Annotated in this window: 17 protein-coding genes; 7 read left to right on the top strand and 10 right to left on the bottom strand. The window is 59.4% G+C overall.

Annotated features, from left to right (window positions below):
* The first annotated feature begins 86 nt into the window (after window positions 1-86).
* Window positions 87-2,780, top strand: coding sequence for an amino acid adenylation domain-containing protein (locus ABIQ96_RS09440; RefSeq protein ID WP_348214326.1), 2,694 nt, complete (start codon window positions 87-89; stop codon window positions 2,778-2,780).
* Between the two features lie 42 nt (window positions 2,781-2,822).
* Here the strand turns inward: ABIQ96_RS09440 and ABIQ96_RS09435 are convergent, their stop codons facing one another.
* Together ABIQ96_RS09435 and ABIQ96_RS09430 are read right to left on the bottom strand one after the other, a co-directional pair.
* A complete protein-coding gene (locus ABIQ96_RS09435; RefSeq protein ID WP_348214325.1) occupies window positions 2,823-3,524 on the bottom strand; it encodes a hypothetical protein in 702 nt (233 codons plus the stop codon).
* 29 nt (window positions 3,525-3,553) lie between these two features.
* Entirely contained in the window at window positions 3,554-3,886 is a 333-nt protein-coding gene (locus ABIQ96_RS09430; RefSeq protein WP_348214324.1) for a PadR family transcriptional regulator, read from the bottom strand.
* Window positions 3,887-4,084: 198 nt separating this feature from the next.
* Here ABIQ96_RS09430 and ABIQ96_RS09425 point away from each other — a divergent pair, with 198 nt between their 5' ends.
* Both ABIQ96_RS09425 and ABIQ96_RS09420 read left to right on the top strand, forming a co-directional pair.
* Complete coding sequence (locus ABIQ96_RS09425; RefSeq protein WP_348214323.1) at window positions 4,085-4,330, top strand: type II toxin-antitoxin system Y4mF family antitoxin; 246 nt, start codon at window positions 4,085-4,087, stop codon at window positions 4,328-4,330.
* A complete protein-coding gene (locus ABIQ96_RS09420; protein ID WP_348214322.1) occupies window positions 4,327-5,607 on the top strand; it encodes a type II toxin-antitoxin system HipA family toxin in 1,281 nt (426 codons plus the stop codon). Before ABIQ96_RS09425 ends, ABIQ96_RS09420 begins: the two co-directional genes overlap by 4 nt.
* A gap of 15 nt (window positions 5,608-5,622) precedes the next feature.
* Here the strand turns inward: ABIQ96_RS09420 and ABIQ96_RS09415 are convergent, their stop codons facing one another.
* Entirely contained in the window at window positions 5,623-5,784 is a 162-nt protein-coding gene (locus tag ABIQ96_RS09415) for a hypothetical protein (protein ID WP_348214321.1), read from the bottom strand.
* A gap of 168 nt (window positions 5,785-5,952) precedes the next feature.
* Between ABIQ96_RS09415 and ABIQ96_RS09410 the strand changes: the two genes are divergently transcribed.
* Window positions 5,953-7,182, top strand: coding sequence for a hypothetical protein (locus ABIQ96_RS09410; RefSeq protein WP_348214320.1), 1,230 nt, complete (start codon window positions 5,953-5,955; stop codon window positions 7,180-7,182).
* Window positions 7,183-7,209: 27 nt separating this feature from the next.
* On the opposite strand, the gene rimO is transcribed toward ABIQ96_RS09410, so the two are convergent.
* The 4 genes from rimO to ABIQ96_RS09390 form a co-directional block, all read right to left on the bottom strand.
* On the bottom strand, window positions 7,210-8,613 hold the full coding sequence (rimO, locus tag ABIQ96_RS09405) for a 30S ribosomal protein S12 methylthiotransferase RimO (RefSeq protein ID WP_348214319.1): 1,404 nt from the start codon (window positions 8,611-8,613) through the stop codon (window positions 7,210-7,212).
* 46 nt (window positions 8,614-8,659) lie between these two features.
* Window positions 8,660-9,307: a hypothetical protein gene (locus tag ABIQ96_RS09400; RefSeq protein ID WP_348214318.1), complete on the bottom strand. Its 648-nt coding sequence runs from the start codon at window positions 9,305-9,307 to the stop codon at window positions 8,660-8,662.
* An 88-nt stretch (window positions 9,308-9,395) separates the two neighbouring features.
* Entirely contained in the window at window positions 9,396-10,670 is a 1,275-nt protein-coding gene (locus ABIQ96_RS09395; RefSeq protein WP_348214317.1) for a hypothetical protein, read from the bottom strand.
* 87 nt (window positions 10,671-10,757) lie between these two features.
* Window positions 10,758-11,609, bottom strand: a complete 852-nt coding sequence (locus ABIQ96_RS09390; RefSeq protein WP_348214316.1) for an SMP-30/gluconolactonase/LRE family protein — start codon at window positions 11,607-11,609, stop codon at window positions 10,758-10,760.
* 96 nt (window positions 11,610-11,705) lie between these two features.
* On the opposite strand from ABIQ96_RS09390, the gene ABIQ96_RS09385 reads away from it, so the two are divergent.
* On the top strand, window positions 11,706-12,725 hold the full coding sequence (locus ABIQ96_RS09385; RefSeq protein ID WP_348214315.1) for a CPBP family intramembrane glutamic endopeptidase: 1,020 nt from the start codon (window positions 11,706-11,708) through the stop codon (window positions 12,723-12,725).
* Window positions 12,703-13,467, top strand: a complete 765-nt coding sequence (locus tag ABIQ96_RS09380) for a ComF family protein (RefSeq protein ID WP_348214314.1) — start codon at window positions 12,703-12,705, stop codon at window positions 13,465-13,467. The genes ABIQ96_RS09385 and ABIQ96_RS09380 overlap by 23 nt, the downstream gene beginning before the upstream one ends.
* Here the strand turns inward: ABIQ96_RS09380 and ABIQ96_RS09375 are convergent.
* Both ABIQ96_RS09375 and ABIQ96_RS09370 read right to left on the bottom strand, forming a co-directional pair.
* Entirely contained in the window at window positions 13,464-14,438 is a 975-nt protein-coding gene (locus tag ABIQ96_RS09375) for a CPBP family intramembrane glutamic endopeptidase (RefSeq protein WP_348214313.1), read from the bottom strand. The two genes, ABIQ96_RS09380 and ABIQ96_RS09375, sit on opposite strands and share 4 nt — an antisense overlap.
* Window positions 14,439-14,572: 134 nt before the next feature.
* On the bottom strand, window positions 14,573-15,064 hold the full coding sequence (locus ABIQ96_RS09370) for a redoxin domain-containing protein (RefSeq protein WP_348214312.1): 492 nt from the start codon (window positions 15,062-15,064) through the stop codon (window positions 14,573-14,575).
* Window positions 15,065-15,120: 56 nt separating this feature from the next.
* Here ABIQ96_RS09370 and ABIQ96_RS09365 point away from each other — a divergent pair, with 56 nt between their 5' ends.
* Window positions 15,121-16,386: a valine--pyruvate transaminase gene (locus ABIQ96_RS09365; protein WP_348214311.1), complete on the top strand. Its 1,266-nt coding sequence runs from the start codon at window positions 15,121-15,123 to the stop codon at window positions 16,384-16,386.
* A gap of 36 nt (window positions 16,387-16,422) precedes the next feature.
* Here ABIQ96_RS09365 and ABIQ96_RS09360 read toward each other — a convergent pair whose 3' ends face one another.
* Entirely contained in the window at window positions 16,423-18,864 is a 2,442-nt protein-coding gene (locus ABIQ96_RS09360) for a protein kinase (protein ID WP_348214310.1), read from the bottom strand.
* Between the last annotated feature and the right edge of the window lie 48 nt (window positions 18,865-18,912).

Raw genomic sequence — 18,912 nt, 5'->3', positions numbered from 1 at the left:
TTTTCGGGATTCACGATCTATCAGTTTATTGAACTCGTCCGCCCCCCGGAAAAAATGAAAGTGAGTCAAAACAACTCCAGCCCGGAATGGCCAGTATCGCTGATAGAATTTTGATCCCAGACGCATTGCGAGCCGGGGCGGACCCCGCAAACCTAACGGATGCAGAACAGCATGCCTTGCAGGTCGGGTGGAACCGGACGGAGACGGACTACCCGCGGGACAAATGCATCCACGGGATTTTCGAAGAACAGGCAGCGCTTGCGCCTGACGATGTGGCGCTTGTGACGGGTGACCGGCGGATGACCTACCGGGAACTGAACCAGCAGGCGGATCACATCGCGGAAAATCTGCGCGGTCTCGGAGTCACTCCCGGCAGCTTGGTCGGGATCAGCGTGGAGCGTTCGTTCGATCGGATCGCCGGACTTCTGGGCATTCTCAAGGCAGGTGCCGTTTACTGGGCGCCCGAGGAAAACCTCCCGGAAGACCGGATGAGGGACCTCGTCGCGGATGCCCGCCCCCGATGCGTGATCGCGAATCACAACTCCGCGGAACTCTTTTCAGCGCTGGCCCATGTCGCGCTGGTGGAAACCCTTTCCGCCCCGCCCTCTGGCCCGCCCAACCTGCCGATATCCCCGACTCAAGCCGAACTTCCCGCTTACGTGAGCTATACTTCCGGCTCCACAGGCCGGCCCAAGGGCGTCATCGTTCCCCATCGCGGTGTGGTTCGATTGGTCACGGGTGCCAACTACGTTTCCCTAAACTCCGGCGAAACGCTTCTGCATCACTCGCCGCTTTCATTCGACGCCTCCACCTTCGAAATCTGGGGAGCTCTGCTCAACGGCGGCACGCTTGCGATCATGCCGCCCGGCCAACCGTCATTGCACGAGATCAGTTCGGCGATCCATCAGCATGGCGTTACCACACTGTGGCTGACCGCGGGCTTGTTCCACCTGATGGTCGATGAACAAATCGATGGCCTGAAACCCCTGCGCCAACTGCTTGCGGGGGGAGACGTCCTTCGCCCGAAGCATGTCGCCAAGGCACTTCGCGAACTGCCGGGCTGCCGCATCATCAATGGTTACGGCCCCACGGAAAACACCACCTTCACCTGCTGCCACACCATCCGCGATGAAAACGAATTGACCCCTTCCGTCCCCATCGGCCGGCCGGTTTCCAACACCCGCGTTTACATTCTGGATGAAAATCTGAAGCCGCTGCCGTTAGGTTCGGCGGGCGAACTGTATGCCGGCGGCGACGGCGTGGCCTGCGGGTATCTCAACCAACCCGACCTAACTGCCGAACGCTTCATTGCGGATCCCTTCACTCCCGGAAGCAGGCTCTATCGAACCGGTGATCTCGCGCGCTGGCGGCCGGACGGGACCATCGAGTTTCTCGGACGAATCGACACCCAGGTAAAGATCCGCGGATTTCGGGTCGAGCTGGGAGAAATCGAAACCGCCCTCCGCGGCATTCCCGCCATTCGCGAAGCCGTGGTCGTCAAACGCGATGACATGCCCGACCACCTCTCGCTCGTCGGCTACGTGACCCTGGAGGCCGGCGCGGATCTTTCCACCAGCGAACTGCGGGACTCCATGCGCGAACTCCTGCCGAAATACATGGCACCGTCCGCGTTCGTGGTGCTCGATCGGTTTCAATTACTGCCTAACGGCAAACTTGACCGACGGAATCTCCCGCCACCCGCCACCGAACTAACATCCGCCTCCGAGCCCATCGAACCGCCGAAGGATCTGCTAGAGCTTGAACTCGTCCGCATCTGGCAGCGGCTTTTCCAGCGCGAATCCATCCGCGTGGACGACGATTTTTTCGATCTCGGCGGCCACTCGCTGCAAGCCGCCCAACTGGTCGCGGAAATCGGGAAACGCTTCGGAAGCAAGCTGCCCATCGCCGCGCTGTTCCAATCGCCCACCATCCGCGATCTCGCCCTGCGGCTTACCGAAGACAAGTGGCTGCCAGCCTGGAGTTCACTCGTACCGCTTCAGCCACTCGGCTCCAAGCCGCCGCTGTTTCTCGTCCACGGCTGGGGCGGTGACGTATACGGATTCGTAGGGCTGGCACATCTGTTAGCTCCGGATCAACCCGTCTATGGCATCCAGGCCGTCGGGCTGGATGGGAAATCAGCGCGACACGTTTCCGTGGAGGAAATGGCCACCCACTATGTTCGTGAAATCCGCTCGTTCCAACCGGAAGGTCCCTATTTCCTCGGCGGCTATTCGCTCGGCGGGCTGATCGCATTCGAAGTCGCCAGGCAGCTTGATCTCATAGGCCAGAAAGTCGCCTTGCTGGCCATGGCTGACAGCGACCCCATCGGCAGCTTTCCCTCGCCCATCTATTCCGCCTACCTCCGCGGGCGGTTAGTGCACCATCTCAAGCACTGGTGGACCATGCCTAACCGGCAGCGGCTTGGTTACTGCCGGAATCGTCTGCGGACACTCCGCGAATGGTTTGTCCAGAACCATGCCGAGCCCGTCGTGGTCACCCCTCCACCAGTGAATGAAGGCAACGCCCCGCAGATTCCCGGCTTCCAAGACTACTACCACGCCCTCACCTCCGCCTACAAGGTCCGGCCTTATTCCGGGTCCGCCCACATCATCCTGAGCGAGGACGGAGATTGCCACGGCGGCTCCTCATGGCGGCACGTCGTGAGCGGCGGACTTTCCTATCAGAAAATCCCCGGTACCCACTATCAGATCCTGCTGCCGGAGTTCGTCGGGGAAACGGCCGAGGCGTTCCGCACCGCGATCAAACAAGCCCGGGGATGAATCCGCGGCTTGGGATGCTTCGTCTGATGGGAATCGCTGAAGTCAGGACCCCGCGCATGCCCTGCGCTGTGCCGCTCTGAGGGCCGCCGCCAGAATCACGGGTATGGCAGTAAGCATTCCGAACCCGATGTAGGCCCAGATCTGGTTCTGGCCGGCATAGACGCCGACTCCAAGGCTGCGGACCATGAAGATGTTTGCCATGCTGTTGAGAAAAGACGTCAGACAGATCATGCCGGCGAGAACCGCAGGGTTCAGGAAGAACGAAACCTTTCTGGAATTTCCCAAACGCCAGTTTCCGCGAACAAGCCGGAGGACAACCCAGACAAACAAGCCCATCGCCATGAATGAGACCATATAATAAGCACAGGTGCACACCAGGTCACTCCAACCCAAGCTTCTGGTGGACATCGCGGCCACGATCGCGGCGAAGGTCGTAAACATCCTGGTGCCGTTCCAGAAGACTTGCGAAACAAGCACACCGAAAATCATCCACCGCGCCCGCTCGGCCCACACGGCATCGGGATCGATCTTGGCAAACTCTTCGATCATTTCGGCACCACCCAGCCTTCGACGGGCGAGGTGAAAGGCTTCGTCCTCGGTGAGCGCTTGCATGCGGAGTTCGTCAAATGCGTCGCGGAGATGCGACTCGAGTTCGGCGAGATCGGAAGTACCGATGGAACCGGATTCGTTGAGTTCGGTGCGCCAGCGGGCGATGGCTTGATCGAGGTGGAAAGGTGCGTTCATCGGACGATTGGTGTGAGATTCAGAAGAGATCATGCGCTGGCAGGGTTCCACAGCGCGTCGAGGGTTTGATGGACGGAAAGCCATTCCTCGCGTTCAAAGGTTGCCGCTTTTTTTCCGGGCTGGGTGAGGCGGTAGTATTTGCGTTTGCGGCTCGTGTCGCCGTCCTTCCACTCGGCTGTGATCAAACCCTCGCGTTCGAGCCGGTGCAGCACCGGATAGAGCATTCCCTCAGTCCATTCGAGCTTGCCGTTGGAGAGTTCCTTCACTCGCTGGATCAGCGCGTAACCGTAGTTTTCACCCTCGGCAAGAATGCCGAGAAGCAGCGGGCGGGTGGTGGCGGCGATCAGTTCGCGGGCAGGCATAGTAGCTATATGCCTTGTTGATCAAGGTATGTCAAGCGGATGTTGTGAATCGATGGACTATCACGACGAAGGAGCCGTGAATTCCTGGGATTCCCAGTTCCTACTGCTGTAAGCGAACATATTCAAAAACGCCAAAGCAATCGGACGTATGCAAATCGAGCATTGCATCCGAACGCATCCAATGCTAGCTCACGGTTGATGCGAATCAAAACGGTCAGCACATTCGGGGAATTGGTCCGGGATCAGCGAAAGCAGCGCGGGTGGTCGCAGAGTGAGTTGGCGGAGAAGGCCGGGGTCAGCCGCTTGTGGATCGGGCAGTTTGAGAAGGGCAAGGAAACTGTCGAGCTGGGCAAGGTTCTGAAAACGCTGCGGGCGCTGGATATTTCGCTGGATGCCGGACTCCTGCGTAGCAACCCGTTTCCGGAAGGAGTGCTGAAGCCATGATGGATTCGCTTCACATCCTGCATGGAAGCACGTTGGTCGGGACTCTGGGGTACGATCGGAAAAAGGATGCGATTTCGCTCACTTACGAAGGATCATGGCAGTTCGACAGCGAAGGTTTCCCTATTTCGCTTTCCCTGCCACTGGCCCGGATGGTTCATGCCGATGATTTCATCCGTCCGTTTTTGCAGGGACTTCTGCCGGACAATTCGACCGTGATTGAGGCTTGGGGAAAACGTTTTCAGATTTCTCCGAGGAACCCGTTCGATGTCATCAAGCATGTGGGAGAGGATTGTGCCGGAGCATTGCAGTTCGTGCGTCCGGAGCGTTTGGAGCGGATTCTATCCGGAGAACTGGACACTCTAACACCGCTCTCCGAGGAAGATCTTGAAAAGCGGATGGTGGACCTGAGCGCCCAAGCGCGCGCCATTCCCACCCAGATCGAAGGCCGGTTCAGTCTTGCTGGCGCACAGACAAAAGACGCGCTCCATCTGAAGGACGGGCGGTGGCATGTGCCGGGAGGACGCATTCCTTCGACACATATCCTCAAACCGGAGTTGGAAGAATTCGATCACCATGCCCTGAACGAGCACTTCTGCCTCCAACTGGCGGCCAAATCCGGACTCATTCGGGCGGAAAGTCACATCCTCGACATCGCCGGCAAAAAGATTCTCTGCGTGAAACGCTATGATCGGGTCACCGATGGCGAGGGAAACATCCTGCGCATCCATCAGGAGGATACCTGCCAAGCCAACGGGCGATATCCGAATCAGAAATATCAGGCTGACGGCGGACCGTCCGCTGCTGAAATTGTGAAACTCCTGAGAGAATTTTCAGATGATTCATCCGATGACATCGCCCGATTCGTCATGGCGCTGGCGTTCAACTGGGTCATCGCCGGCACAGACGCGCACTCGAAAAACTACTCGCTCCTTCACGGTCACGGGAGCTTTCTGCGGTTGGCTCCGTTCTATGACCTTGCTTCGTTCCTGCCCTATCAGCGTGATCCGAGTTCCACCAAGGTGAAACTCGCGATGAAGATCGGCGGCAGCTACCGGCTTCACGAGATCGATGCCGCGCATTGGAGAAAATGGGCGCTGGAAGCGGACCTGACTTCAGGATGGGTGGAAGCTTACGTGCACACCTTGGTCCAAACGGTTTTGGAGTCATTGCAGGCCACCAAAGACCTCGTGGCAGAGACGCACGATTCCCCGTTTCTTGAGAAACTAACTGATGCCATTGCGGAACGGGCCACGAAATGTGCGGACATCATGGTCTGAAGTCCCCCAATGAGATCACCGAGCCGCGACGAGGTCGTAGCCTCGCCAGTCGCCGATGGTGATGTCGGCGAACTCACCGACGGGGATGCTTTCATCCACCATGACAGAGCCGTCGATTTCCGGGGCGTCCCACTGGGTGCGGGCCGACACCTGGCTGATTACAATTTTCCCCTCCATGACAACGATCCGGAGATCTTTCGTTTCGCCGGCGCGATGAAGGAATGCTCGCTCTTCGCTTTCAGACGGGATAAGATCATTTCAAGGATTTCTCTTTCCGCGAGTCATGGTTAGGTAGCGAACCAGATGGAAGGGTAAAGCCATTCAGAGAAATGTGATTCCGGAACCATGAAACACACACCTTATCCAGCCTTTCTCCTTGGAGTGATGCTTGCAGGCGGCGTGGGCGCACAGGAAAAACCCCTGCTCACCTATCAGTGGCAGGGTGGACATTCGCCCTATAAGCAAGTCCGCGTGGTAATTTCGCAGACTGGGGATGCGACGGTTTCATGGCAGAGGCACGAACCGCCTGTCCTCGAATATCAAACCACCCTTTCAGCCGAAGAGCTTGGAGCCGTACAAGCCATGATCCGGTCCACTGATTTCTTCGAGCAATCCGGGGAAACTCCGGTAATTCTGAGGGATGCCGGTGAAACGGAATTCAGCATCGAGAGCGGTGGCAAAGGCAAAACCCTGAAATACCTAAGTTTGCCAGCACTTGCACCCATGGAGGGGATGATTGGAAAACTGACCGCGCAAGCTTTCGCAATGCAAGCCATCGAATCAGACGGCGATATCGGGGCCGCCGCTTGCGCCGTAAGTCCGCCCCTTGCGGGAGGAAAGGCGCTTCAGCCGGGAGTTCTGAAGAAGCCGCTGATGACCTATGTACGCGGTCGCCACACCAGACAGAAAGTTCAATGCGCATTGGAGGCGCTTTCGTATGTGACGACGCCGGAAGAATACTGTGGGTTCATCTCGATGGGCTTGGATGATTGGTTGCAAAGGGAAACTTTGCTCAGCATCATTGGATCCCGCCCATTCTGCGGCAACATCCCCGATGCTCATCTCGAGTCGCTGTGCCCGATCTATCTTTCATATGTCAGGGGTACCGCTTCCCGGGAGGCTGAACTGACTCAGACTGAAAAGGAGGCGCTATCGAGCTTCACTGATCTTTTGGGAGAGAGTAGATATGAACCAGCGATCCCCGTTTTGTTGAAATGGTTCGAGGCGCACGACCGGCCGGGCGCAACCGCATCTCTGACTCCTATCGCAAAAATGGGCGAAGCAGGCCTTGCTGTGCTTATTCCCTATTTGGATAGCCCCAACGAGAATTACAGGATCAACGCCATCGAATTGCTCGCCATCACATCAAGGCTTGGACCGCATGCGGGCTTCTCCCACCCCCTGACGGAATACCAATATGAGAAGATGATTCCGATATTTGTCGACAAGGCGATTCCTCGACTGCGTGAGTTGGCGGTGAACGATCCTTCCAAGCTCGTGCGAAAGAGAGCGGAGGAAACGCTAGCGGAGATTCGGAAGCGGGTGGAGAAGGAGCGGATACCAACTGGTCGCTGACTTGCCGGACAGGAGTGTCCGCGCTCTTTATCGCGCGGCGACGAGGTCGTAGCCGCGCCAGTCGCCGATGGTGATGCCGGCGAATTCGCCGACGGGGATGCTTTCATCCACCATGACAGAGCCGTCGATTTCCGGGGCGTCCCATTGGGTGCGGGCGACGCCGGGTTGCTCGACTAACACGCGGACGGCTTTGCCGACTTGCGCTTGGTTGGTTTCTCCTGCGATGCGTTGGAGCTCGGCCATGGCGCGGGACCAGCGGCTTTTGCGGGTGGCGTGGTGGATGTGGCCGTCCATTTTCTCGGCGCGGGTGCCCTCTTCCTTGGAGTAGGAAAAAACGCCGGCGCGTTCGAAACGGAACTCGCGGATGAACTCCAACAGCTCTTGGAAATCGTCCTCGGTCTCGCCGGGGAAGCCGACGATGAAGGTGGTGCGGATGCCGAGGCCCGGGATGCCGGCGCGCATGCGGCGGAGCAGGTCGCGGATGTAATCGCCGCTGGTCACGCGCTTCATGGCGGTGAGCATTCTATCGGAAATGTGCTGGAGCGGGATATCGACGTATTTCGCAACCTTGTCGCACTCGGCGATGGTGGTGATGAGTTCGTCCGACCAATGCGCGGGGTGGGTGTATAACAGCCGGACCCAGAAATCGCCTTCGATCTTGTTGATCTCGCGAAGCAGCGTGGAAAGCGATTCGCCGCGGGTGGAATCGACGGGGGAGTTCGGCGTCGGGCGTTTTCCTTCCCACTGGTCCATGCCGAAATAGGTGGTGTCCTGGGAGATGAGGTTGATTTCCTTCACTCCGGATTTCACCAGCGCCTCGACTTCTCTAACGACCGAATCCTGCGTCCGCGAACGGTGCATGCCGCGGATCTTCGGGATGATGCAGAAGGTGCAGGTGTGGTTGCAGCCCTCGGCGATCTTGACGTAGGCGAAATGGTCCGGTGTCAGGCGCATCCGAGGAGTGGACCAGTCCGGAACGTATTGTGGCTTGAGCGTGACGAAATCGCGCGGGTCCTCGGTGGCGGACGGGCCTTCGGTTTTCTGGACTTCGGAGTCGTTCTTCTTTCCTAGCAGATTCTCGATGATCGGGGCGACCTTGGTGATTTGATCAAGGCCGATGAAGGCGTCCACTTCCGGCATGATGCCCGGAAGGTCCTTGGCGAAACGTTGTGATAGACAACCGGCGACGATGATTTTCTGGCGCGCGCGGTCCGGATCGGCGGCGCGGTCGGAAACGGCACCGAAGATGGCGTCGATGGATTCCTGTTTCGCCATGTCGATGAACGAGCAGGTGTTGACGATGAGAACGTCCGCAAGCTCAGGGTCAGGCGTTAGAGACATGCCGGCCTGTGCGAGGTGACCGATCATGACTTCCGAGTCGATGAGGTTCTTGGCGCAGCCGAGTGAGATGAGACCGACGGTGGTGGACATGAAAAAAGTGGATAGTGATCCGTAAACGGTGATCAGAGCAAGACGCTCAATATTGGGGCGGCAGGATGAGTTCGTCGCCGATCTGCGGCTGGATTGGGCCGAAGCCGGGTAGCGGACTGGCAACGGCCCCATCAGCTTCCACTTGGGTAACCTTTAACTGGCCAAGGATGCCGGTCTTGCGGCGGATGGCGACGATCGTGCCGACCTGCACTTGCTCGGGCATGCGGACGTCGAAGGTGATGAACGGTCCATATTGCGGGTCCTCGACATATTCCTTCACCGAGCCCATCAGAAGCGCCTCGCTGATCATGCGGGCGCGGCGGAGTTCGCTATCACCTTTTTCGAGCTTCTTCGTGTCGAGCAATCCTTCTTCGGCGGCATCAACCATTTTCGCGCGCTCACGTTCTTCCTCAAGCTTGCGGATTCTTTCCATCTGTTCCTTCATCTGTTGGATTTCCGAAGCATTCGAGCTGGCAGTGGGTGTGACTACCGGCTCGCGTTGGAGTTGGAGCATTTGTCGCTCGATCGCGAGTTTGTCCTGCTCGGCCTGGATTTCCTTCACTTGCGATTTCAGACGGGCGATTTCGCTGGCGGAAGTATTTCCCACGCCGGTTTTCATTCCTTGCCAGGAAACCGCAAGAGCACCCAGCAAAAGCGCGATGGTGGCGCCAAGAAGAAGTTTCATCGTGTCCATGGGCGGGACGGTGGCTGGGGAACTTGCGGATGTCAACGCGGCTTGAGTTGCCCGGAGAAATGAGGTTTTGCGGGAAATTTCCGGAACCTCACTGACCACTTGCCTGGCGCTCCGCCTGCCGACGAATCAGCCGGGTCTGGACCGACTCCGGAATCGGATTGGTCGAGATCCATGCTTGGGCCGAGGTCGGGTCGCGATCCATCCATGCGCTCAATGTGCGCTGATACATTTGATCACGCTGTCCTTGATCGGTGATCCGCGCGATCTGTGTGGCGGCGAGGGCCGGATCGCTGCCAAACGAATGCCAGACCACATCCTGCACCACACGATCGTTCACATCGTTCGGAAAACGATCCAACAAGCTGACTGCCGTCTTGGGATTTTCTGCCGCGACGCTGCTGACCACACCGCGCAAGGCGTTGCTGCGATCGTCTCCGGCGGGGAGCGATGAGAAGGAACTCAGCGCCGCTTGCGAATCCTTGGACGCCCACACCCCGTAAACGTCGTCCATCCGGCGCTGCGACGCTTCGCCTGGATTGGCGATGAGCCATGCCGCGGTTCCGGCCGGGTCGTTTTCCGCCAGCTTGTCGGCCACGCGCATCATCGCGCCGTTGCGAAGGGCTTCGTCGGAAATGCCGGTGATCCAAGCCTGGGTCGCGGCGGTTCCTTGTTGCAGCAAATGGGGCAGCATGAAATCGAGTCCTTTGCCACGTTCTTCGCTGCGCGGCATGCTGGCGAGCAGTTCGGTCGCTTTGGTCGGATCGGTTCCGGAGAGGCCGCGGATGATCCCGGGGAGATAGGGATTCGGGCCGTCGCCTTCGAAATTCGCCTGCGCCCAGCGGATCGCCGCGTCGGGATCGGTCGTCGCCCAGGTCGTGAGAATGGTGTCCTGCGCGAAACCGTTGCGGGTGTTTTCCTTGGCGTAGGCGAGTGCGCTGGTCGGATCCGCCTGCGCCCAGGCCGTTAGAAGAAGCGAGTATTCGCCCATCCGGCTGTCGGTGATGCCGAGTTCGCGGAAAGAGGCGACGGCTTCTTCGAAATCACCGGGTCCGAGCTGGTCGATGTAAGCCAGCAGGGCGCGGTTCCGATCCAGCGGATTTTCGCCCCGGACGATCGATTCCAAGCGGGCAAGGCGATCTTTCGACGACTCCTGATGCTTCGATTCGGCGCGGGTCTGGGAAGATTTTTTCGTTCCGACTCCGGTTTCCAACGATAAGGAGGACGATGAAGTCCGAGAGGATTTGGTCTCGCCCGGGCCGTGTTCTACCGCTGCGGAATTGGAAGATGAGACCCTGCCCGCCATGAACCCTCCGGCTCCGATGAGAAAGAGAGCGGCGAGTGCGGTGACGGGTTTGAGTTTCATAAAATCGCAACGGGAGAATCCCTGATAACACAGTAACGTTCCGGCTCCCGGAAATTGTCAAAAAATATGTCCTGCGACGCCGGGAATTCAGCCCGCAAACGCATTTGCCGGCTGCCCCTTCACCCCCAGCCCGCAAATCATGAACAAGCGCCCGCCGAACTCTTCGACGACTGATTTGTGGACACCGGTCGTCACGTAAAGATCCGCCAGATCCGGCCCGCCGAAAGCGCAGGCGGTCGTTTCCAAGCAAGGCAGTTCGACCCGCCGGATTTCATTTCCCGTTTCAGGATCGAAACAAACAACACAGCCGCCGTGGCAAAACGCGATCCACAGGTGGCCGTCGGCATCGATCGTCATGCCATCTGGCGATGAATCCAGATGCGCGGTGGAAACAACGCTGCGCATGTTGCGCAAATGGCCGTCCTCGTAATCGAACGCCAGCACTTCCTTGCGCGGTGTATCGATGTAGAAAACCGTTTCGCCGTCCGCCGACCAGACGATGCCGTTGGAATTTGTCACCGGTCCGAACGCCTCGTGCAGCGTCAGATCCGGGTCGAGTCGATAGAGCCGCGCATCGCCGGTTTTCTTCACCAGGCTGATGGTTCCGGCGAAAAACCGGCCGTCGGGCGAGCATTTGCCGTCGTTGAAGCGGTTGTCCGGCTTGTCCGGTTCCGGATCGGCGATGGCGGTGAGGTGGCCGGTTTCCTCGTCGAGAAAATGCAGTCCGTGATCGCCGGCGATGACCAATCCGCCGCTTTCGCGAGGGACCACGGTGCCCACGCGTTCGCCCGCGTCCCAGGATTTCGCGCTGCCGTCCGCCGGGTCGTAGCGATGGACGAGGTGGCCTTCGATATCCACGAAATAGAGCGCGTCGCGCCACCAAACCGGGCCCTCGCCCCATTGGCTGTGGATGTTTCCGGCGGGTTTGATGGTGATCATGGCCGCAGCCTAAAAGCGCCCGCGAATCCGCACCAAGGTAAAATCACCGATCCCGGGCTTTCATTTCATCTAACCCGCTGGCAGGATCCGTCCCCGATGCGTGACGAGGCTCTCAGCGATGTCTTGAAAGTGTGGCTCTATGTCGCCGCATTCGTATTGCTGGGCGCATGGATTTCGCCGCTGCTCTACAATGCGGGCAAGGCGCTGGCGGAAGTTTCCGCGACCAAGGAAACGAACGGTCCGCTGAAATGGCTGGCAGACCAATGCCGGGCGACGCATTTCCCGGGATTTTTCAAATTGGCGCTGATGCTCAGTGCCGGCGTTTTGTTCTTCCCTCTCGTCGAGTGGCTGCATGGCGGGCGTGCTTCGGAACGCGGGAAAGTCGGATTTCTGCGCCTGCCCGAAGGAGCGCGGAGTCGGACCACCGGGCAGCGATTGAAGAAAAACCCACAAGGGATGCTTCAGGCGGTGGCGGGTTTTGTGGGAGTGACTCTGCTGTTTTTCCTGATCGCCACCATCCTTGTTTTCCTAGGGGTTTTCGAATGGAAATCTCCGACGGAATCCATGATCAGGATCGTGCTCAAGGTGTTCGCCACCTCCATCCTTCTGGCTGTTGTCCAGGAAATCCTCTTTCGCAGCGTCGCCATGGGGATCTTCCTACGGGCGATGCGTCCGGCTTGGGCCCTGGGAATGACAGCCGTCATTTTCGCCTTGGTCTATTTTCTGAATCCGCCGCCGGGCTTGAACGTTTTGGATCCGGAAGCGTCGGGCATCGGCTTCGAAATGCTGCGGAAAATCGCCGGGCAGTTTTCCGAGCCGCAAGTCGTCATCGCGAGCTTCACGCCGATGCTCGCCCTCGGGGGAATGCTCGCCTACGCCCGCTGGGAAACGGCATCGCTCTTCCTGCCCGTCGGCCTTCACGCCGGATGGATTTTCATCAACGGCATTATTTCCCACGTGACCCTGCCGGTGAGCCACCCGGATACGCTGGTGTGGTTATTGTCCGGATCCACTCTCCAGCAAGGCCTGCTACCGTTGGCCGGGATCATTTTCGCGGGCGGATTGGTCGTCCGGCTCACCTCGACCCCTGCCGATGCCCACGAAACCACGGCCTGAACTCCGTGGCTGGCGGCGGTTGGTGTCCCGCTCGCTGGATCTGCTCTACCCGCCGTCCTGCGCGGTTTGCCGGGTGGATTTGACGGAGGGTCGGGCCTTGTGCGACGTATGCAACGATGATTTGCCGAGACTCGCAGCACCGTTTTGCCAATCCTGCGGCGAAACTTTCGAGGGCCAAATCGAAGGCCCGTTCGCCTGTCCGAACTGCAGCCATTTGAAATTTTCCTTCGAGTTCGCCCGCCCGGCGATGGTCCGCGACGACCGCACTCTGGACATGATCCACCGCTTGAAATACACCCGCGAACTCCACCTCGCCAAAGACCTCGGCCGCCTCGCTGCTGAATCATTTTCCGATTCCCGGCTGGCTCCGGCACTGGCGGAAAAATGGCCGCTGGTCCCCGTGCCGCTGCATCGCCGGCGATTCCAACACCGCCATTTCAACCAAGCCGAGGAAATCGCGAGGGAGCTATCCGCACGCACCGGACTTCCCGTGGTCAAGGCCATCAACCGCATCCGCGCGACCGAACATCAAACCGCCCTCACACGCGCCCAACGCCTGGCCAACCTGCGCGGAGCATTCCAAATCACGAAATCCGGCGAGCAGGAAATTTCCCAAAATCCCGTCGGAGCCGTCCTCGTTGATGACGTCCTTACCACCGGCTCGACCGTCGATGAATGCGCTAAAATCCTCCGCCGCGCAGGATTCAAACGGGTCGTCATTGTCACCGTGATGCGCGGTTAGGCGATGACCCGCTTCGGGTCGAACCGCTCCAACACGATGCGACAGACGCCTACCGTTAGCGCCAGCGTCAGCATCGGCAGCAGTCCGGAACGAAGCGAATCCCCAAGTCCCCAAGGATGCACCGCATGCGAAGGGACGCCGCGGTAGAGGAGGTTGTAGCCCTTGAATGCGAAGATCCATCCGGCATGCAAGCCGATGGGAAACCACAATGACCCCGTCCGCAGCCGGGCCCATGACAGGATCATCCCGATCACGAACAAGGTGGCGAAGTCCGTCACGAAAAACTGCGGATTCGTGAAGTGCAGCATGATTTTCCCCAACAACTCGAACCCCGCCAGCGGCGATGCCGGATCGGTGATCGCCGAGCCGGCCGGGGGCTCCAGAAAATGGATGAACGCGAAAAACAGTGAGGTCCCCACGCACGCCGCTTGCGGCTTTGAAAATCTGAGCCACAGCCCGAGCAGCACTCCCCGGAACAACCATTCCTCCACCAACGATGCGGCAATGGCCGGAATCGCAATCGATCCGATCACCTTTCCCAAACTCAGGGTCTTCGGGTTTGCCACGTAGGCACCCCAATGATGAAGCAGCATGCCAAGCCCCCACAACAGGCCTCCCGCGACCACGAATCCCGCGGCCGTTTGAAGCAAGCCGCATTTCCATGAAAACCGGCTGGCCGCTTCGTCAACGCACAGCGATCCGGCTTTCACCAAGCGGATCCGGCGGAGCAGAAACGGCAACAACAGCAATGCCGAAAACGACAGCGAACGGCTGTAATAGCGGCTGTATTTCGCCCCCGCGCCGGCATTGCCCAGCCATTCGAAAAACGCTGGCAAATCCCGCGTCGCCGCCGCTTCTCCGAGACTCGTTCCCGCCCGATAGAGCCACGGCACGATCACCGCCGCCAGCAGCATCGACAATATTACCCATAGTACCGTCGCACCGGCTTCGGATCGGAAAAATCGCTTCACGCCCGATGGTTTTGAGCGGTCTGATGTAACTTGTCCAGAGGAGGTTGGAGATTTTCCGACGTGCAATTTGCAAATCACGAAAAAAGCCGCCGGGACACCCCCGGCGGCTTGATAGAAACAGGAATCGCGGAAACTCAGAGCCCGGCCAGAACGGCCTTGATCGCGTCGAAGTCCGGCATGTCGCTCGGCACCTCGAGGACCTCCGCGTATTGCACCACGCCGGCTTTATCGATGACGAACGCGGAACGCTTCGACACACCGCCCATGATCAGGTTCTTCGCGGGCAGGAACTGGTCGTAAGCCACGCCGTAGGTTTTCGTCACCGCGTGCTCGTAATCGCTGAGCAGCGAGATCGTGATGCCTTCCTTCTGCGCCCAGGCTTCCTGCGCGAAAGGATTGTCGCCGGAAATTCCGAGCACCTTCGCGTCGAGCGCGTCGTATTCGGAAATGCCTTGGGAAATGCTGCAGAACTCCGCGGTGCAACCGCCGGTAAACGCCATCGGCACGAACAACAGGACGATGTTGGATTTTCCGATGAGGTCGCCCAGCGTGACCAGCTCGGGGCCATTCGCGGTTTTGCTGACGAGAGTGAAATCCGGGGCTTTGTCGCCGACTTTGATGGACATGTTGGTTTGGTGGTTGTTTGAAGTGAGGCGCGCACTGTAGAACGCGGCCAACGGATATGTCATACGAATTTTCAAATTTTGGGCGGCACCTCGGCTCCGGCAGCGGCATCGGCGATCTGATGGACGACCTCGGCCACGCCCTCGCCAGCGGCGGGCCGGACCTGAAAATGCTCGGCGGCGGCCAACCCGCCCGCATCCCGGAAATGAACGCAGTCTGGCGCAGGCGGCTTGAGGAGTTGATGGAGGAAACCGGCGGACTCGAGCGCTCGCTCACCTCCTACGATCCGCCGCGTGGAAATCCCGCCTTCCTCGAAGCCATCGCCACCCTCTTCCGCGAGACCTTCGGCTGGGATCTAACATCGGACAACGTCGCCGTCACCAGCGGCGGCCAGACCGCCTTCTATTTCCTCTTCAATTTGTTAGCCGGCGACATGCCTGACGGCAGCCGCCGGAAAATCCTGCTGCCACTCGTTCCCGAATACATCGGCTATGCAAACCAAGGCGTCGGCGGCGAACTCTTCCGCGCCATCACTCCACTCATCGAGAAAACCGGCCCGCACGAATTCAAATACCGCGTCGATTTCGACAACCTCGAAGTCACGCCGGACATCGCCGCCATCTGCGCCTCGCGCCCAACCAATCCGACCGGCAACGTTCTAACTGACGAGGAAATCGCCCGCTTGTCCGCCATCGCGAAGCAGCACGACATCCCGTTGATCATCGACAATGCCTACGGCGCGCCCTTCCCCGGCATTATCTTTTCCGAAGTGACACCGCATTGGGAGCCGCACATGGTGCTCACGCTCAGCCTTTCGAAAATCGGTCTGCCCGGCACACGTACCGGCATCGTCATCGGTCCGCCGGAAATTATCCGCGCACTCGGCTCCATGAGCGCCATCGCCGGATTGTCCAATCCCAACATCGGCCAGCAGATCGCGCTGCCACTCATCAAGTCCGGCGAAATTCTCAAGCTCAGCCGCGACGTCGTCCGTCCGTTCTATCAGGAAAAATGCCGGCTCGCCCGCCAGGCCGCCGTCGAGGCGTTCGGCGACGACATCGAGTGGTTCATGCACGTCAGCGAAGGCGCGCTGTTCCTCTGGTTCTGGTTTCCCGGCCTGCCGATCACCTCGCAGGAACTCTACGAACGCCTGAAAAAACGCGAGGTCCTCATCATTCCCGGCCACCACTTCTTCTTCGGTCACGACGATGAAAACTGGCAACACCGCCACGAATGCATCCGCGTCTCCTACGCCATGGACGAAGCGGTCGTTAGAGACGGCCTGAAGATCATCGCGGAAGAGGTCCGGCGAGCAGGCCTCTAACTCCCACTTCCGCCCGGGTGATACGGCGCGGGATTTTCATCGTTTCCACGCCTTGGAATCCCGCGTCTCGCCATCAGGGATGATCGCTGTTTCCTCCGGTTGGATCGGATAGGGACCTTCAAACGAAAGCACTTTTTCCGGTCCGATCTTCCGGCCCGGCAATGGCGAGTCGTTGGGCAGCACATACCCCTCGCCAAAACTCGGATCCTCGACGGCATTCCCTTCCGGGAGTTCGACGGCTTCCTGTGCAGGGTCCTTGCCTAGCCGCCAACGTGTCCACGGCGTTCCGGCATTCCAGAAAACATTCCGTTCGACCACCGGCGAGCCGTAGGTCTTCGCGGTCAGGCGATCGCCGCTCGCAAGCCCCTGCACGATTCCTTTGCCGACGAAGATGTTTCCACGGATTGTTGGAGAAACCATGCCGCACAACATCACCGCTTCGCGTAAATCGTCGGCGAAAATGTTCCGTTCAATCAGGTCACGGGACTCGAACCAGCAACTGAGGCTGCCCATTTCGTTGCGGGCGAGCACATTGCCGCTGATCTCCCCCGCCGTGTCGCCGGACAGGTAGATGCCGCTGCGCGCGTTGCCGAAGATCAGGTTGTTGGAAATCTTCGGACTGCAATCGTCATATCGGATGCCATGCCAAGCCGCGCCGGAAATCCGGCAACCGCTGATGGAAACCTCGCCGGCGCGACGGCTCATGGTGATACCCGCGTAGTAGCAGTTGCGCACCGTGCAATTGCGGATGTCGGCCTCGCAATATTCGCCGATGGAGATGCCGGTGTTCCACGCCGCGGCGATCAGGCAGTCCTCCATTGTCAGTTTTCCCTGGATGAGATCCGCGCCACTGCCGGGTGAGCCAAGAAAGGCGCAGTGACGGAGGGTGAGCAGGCAGTTCTCGCTCTTCAGCAGGGCCAGGTCGGAAAGAGAACCTTCCGCAGACGGACGGGACATCGATAGGGAGATGCCTTCGAGTGAAACCTTGCCCCTGGTCTCGAGGTGGATATTCACCGCCGGCTCCCGCAATACCGGCGCGATCGGTTTTTCCAGCGGCAGCCTCGAATAGTCCGGACCCTCGACCGCAATGCGGGTCTTCTCCCAACTCACACCGATCAGGGTGACCGGCTTGCGGATGACAACCCGCTCCTGATAGATTCCCTCGCCCACGCGGATCACCGCATTGTCGGGAGCGGCCTCCAGCGCTTCACGGATGGAATTGAATTTTCCAAGGCCATCCACGTTCACCTCGCCGGGGCTCACTTTGCCCACGCTCACCTTGGCGACCGGAGGTGGTGCCACAGCGGGCGGTTGTTTCCTTTTTTGGAAATTGAAAGCGAAGATCGCCGCGCCGACGAGAGGAAGCAACAGATAGAGATAAAGCAGCCGCTTGTGTGCCTTCACCGGTGACAACGCCCGCAATACCATGGCGGCAACCACCGCCACGCTGAGGATCAGCACCGCGCCTTTCTCCAGCCCGGAGGTGAACCACGCGAGGATCAACAGGATCGCCGGTGAAAAATGTGCGATCAGCCATTTCCATGTGGCTGGCTTGATCCCCGACGGCTGGCTCACGCCGGCGATCACCGTGTTGAACTCGCCCGCCGTCTGATAGCGTCTCGCGGGTTCGTGTTCCAACGCCCGCAACACGATCTCGTCGAGACGCACATCGATTTGTACGCGCTTCGACGGTGCGACGGGCGAACCGGACGGACGCTCGCCGGTCAGCATTTCGTACAGCACCACGCCGAGGGCGTAGATGTCGGCGCGATGATCGACTTTTGAATTCCTTTCATCCTGCTCGGGAGCCATGTAGGCGGGCGTTCCCGCGTGCTCCGCGGCATCACCTGATAGAGAGGCGATGCCGAAGTCCGCGATTTTCACCCGGCCCTCGCGGTCGAGCAGGATGTTCTCGGGCTTGATGTCACGGTGGACGACGCCGCGGTCATGGGCGAACTGCAGCGCCTCGCAGACCGGAGGAACGATGGCCAGCGCCTGTTGGGAATCGAGCTTTCCCTCCCGCAGGAGGTCGCGGAGGTTCACTCCATCGATGAACTCCATCACCAGATAGTAGAGCCCGCCGGTTTCGCCGAAATCGTGGATGGTGACGATGTGCGGATGACTGAGCTTCGCGAGTGTTTCCGCTTCCTTGGCGAAACGTTCGGCGAAACGGGAATCGCGTTCCCGTTCGGGTGCCAGAATCTTGATTGCGACGAGCCGGTTGAGCGACTTCTGGCGGGCCTTGTAAACAACGCCCATTCCTCCGCGGCCGAGGCATTCGATGATTTCAAATTGCGGAAAACTGGCAGCGATCTCTTCAGGGGACGGCGGGGGCAGCGGATTTTCCGGTGGTCCGCCGTCGAGCGTGCGGGACGCGATCGCCTGCGCCATCAGGCAGGCCGGGCAGACTTTCCGCGAAGCGCCGGTCGGAAGCGGTCTGCCGCATTCGGGACAAGTTTGGGATGGATCGTTTTTCATGTCACTCCGCTCTTCCCCGATCAATCGCATTCGTTACTGAAAATTTTC

The organism is Luteolibacter sp. (assembly GCF_039920825.1).
Classification (GTDB): domain Bacteria; phylum Verrucomicrobiota; class Verrucomicrobiia; order Verrucomicrobiales; family Akkermansiaceae; genus Luteolibacter.
Note: the sequence above shows the minus strand (reverse complement) of the source record. Positions and strands in the feature narration are given on the sequence as shown.

Bases quoted from the DNA above. Each gene is read 5' to 3' on its own strand.
- ABIQ96_RS09440 (WP_348214326.1), top strand. From the start codon at position 87: ATGGCCAGTATCGCTGATAGAATTTTGATCCCAGACGCATTGCGAGCC.
- ABIQ96_RS09435 (WP_348214325.1), bottom strand. From the start codon at position 3,524: ATGAACGCACCTTTCCACCTCGATCAAGCCATCGCCCGCTGGCGCACC.
- ABIQ96_RS09430 (WP_348214324.1), bottom strand. From the start codon at position 3,886: ATGCCTGCCCGCGAACTGATCGCCGCCACCACCCGCCCGCTGCTTCTC.
- ABIQ96_RS09425 (WP_348214323.1), top strand. From the start codon at position 4,085: ATGCGAATCAAAACGGTCAGCACATTCGGGGAATTGGTCCGGGATCAG.
- ABIQ96_RS09420 (WP_348214322.1), top strand. From the start codon at position 4,327: ATGATGGATTCGCTTCACATCCTGCATGGAAGCACGTTGGTCGGGACT.
- ABIQ96_RS09415 (WP_348214321.1), bottom strand. From the start codon at position 5,784: ATGGAGGGGAAAATTGTAATCAGCCAGGTGTCGGCCCGCACCCAGTGG.
- ABIQ96_RS09410 (WP_348214320.1), top strand. From the start codon at position 5,953: ATGAAACACACACCTTATCCAGCCTTTCTCCTTGGAGTGATGCTTGCA.
- rimO (WP_348214319.1), bottom strand. From the start codon at position 8,613: ATGTCCACCACCGTCGGTCTCATCTCACTCGGCTGCGCCAAGAACCTC.
- ABIQ96_RS09400 (WP_348214318.1), bottom strand. From the start codon at position 9,307: ATGGACACGATGAAACTTCTTCTTGGCGCCACCATCGCGCTTTTGCTG.
- ABIQ96_RS09395 (WP_348214317.1), bottom strand. From the start codon at position 10,670: ATGAAACTCAAACCCGTCACCGCACTCGCCGCTCTCTTTCTCATCGGA.
- ABIQ96_RS09390 (WP_348214316.1), bottom strand. From the start codon at position 11,609: ATGATCACCATCAAACCCGCCGGAAACATCCACAGCCAATGGGGCGAG.
- ABIQ96_RS09385 (WP_348214315.1), top strand. From the start codon at position 11,706: ATGCGTGACGAGGCTCTCAGCGATGTCTTGAAAGTGTGGCTCTATGTC.
- ABIQ96_RS09380 (WP_348214314.1), top strand. From the start codon at position 12,703: ATGCCCACGAAACCACGGCCTGAACTCCGTGGCTGGCGGCGGTTGGTG.
- ABIQ96_RS09370 (WP_348214312.1), bottom strand. From the start codon at position 15,064: ATGTCCATCAAAGTCGGCGACAAAGCCCCGGATTTCACTCTCGTCAGC.
- ABIQ96_RS09365 (WP_348214311.1), top strand. From the start codon at position 15,121: ATGTCATACGAATTTTCAAATTTTGGGCGGCACCTCGGCTCCGGCAGC.
- ABIQ96_RS09360 (WP_348214310.1), bottom strand. From the start codon at position 18,864: ATGAAAAACGATCCATCCCAAACTTGTCCCGAATGCGGCAGACCGCTT.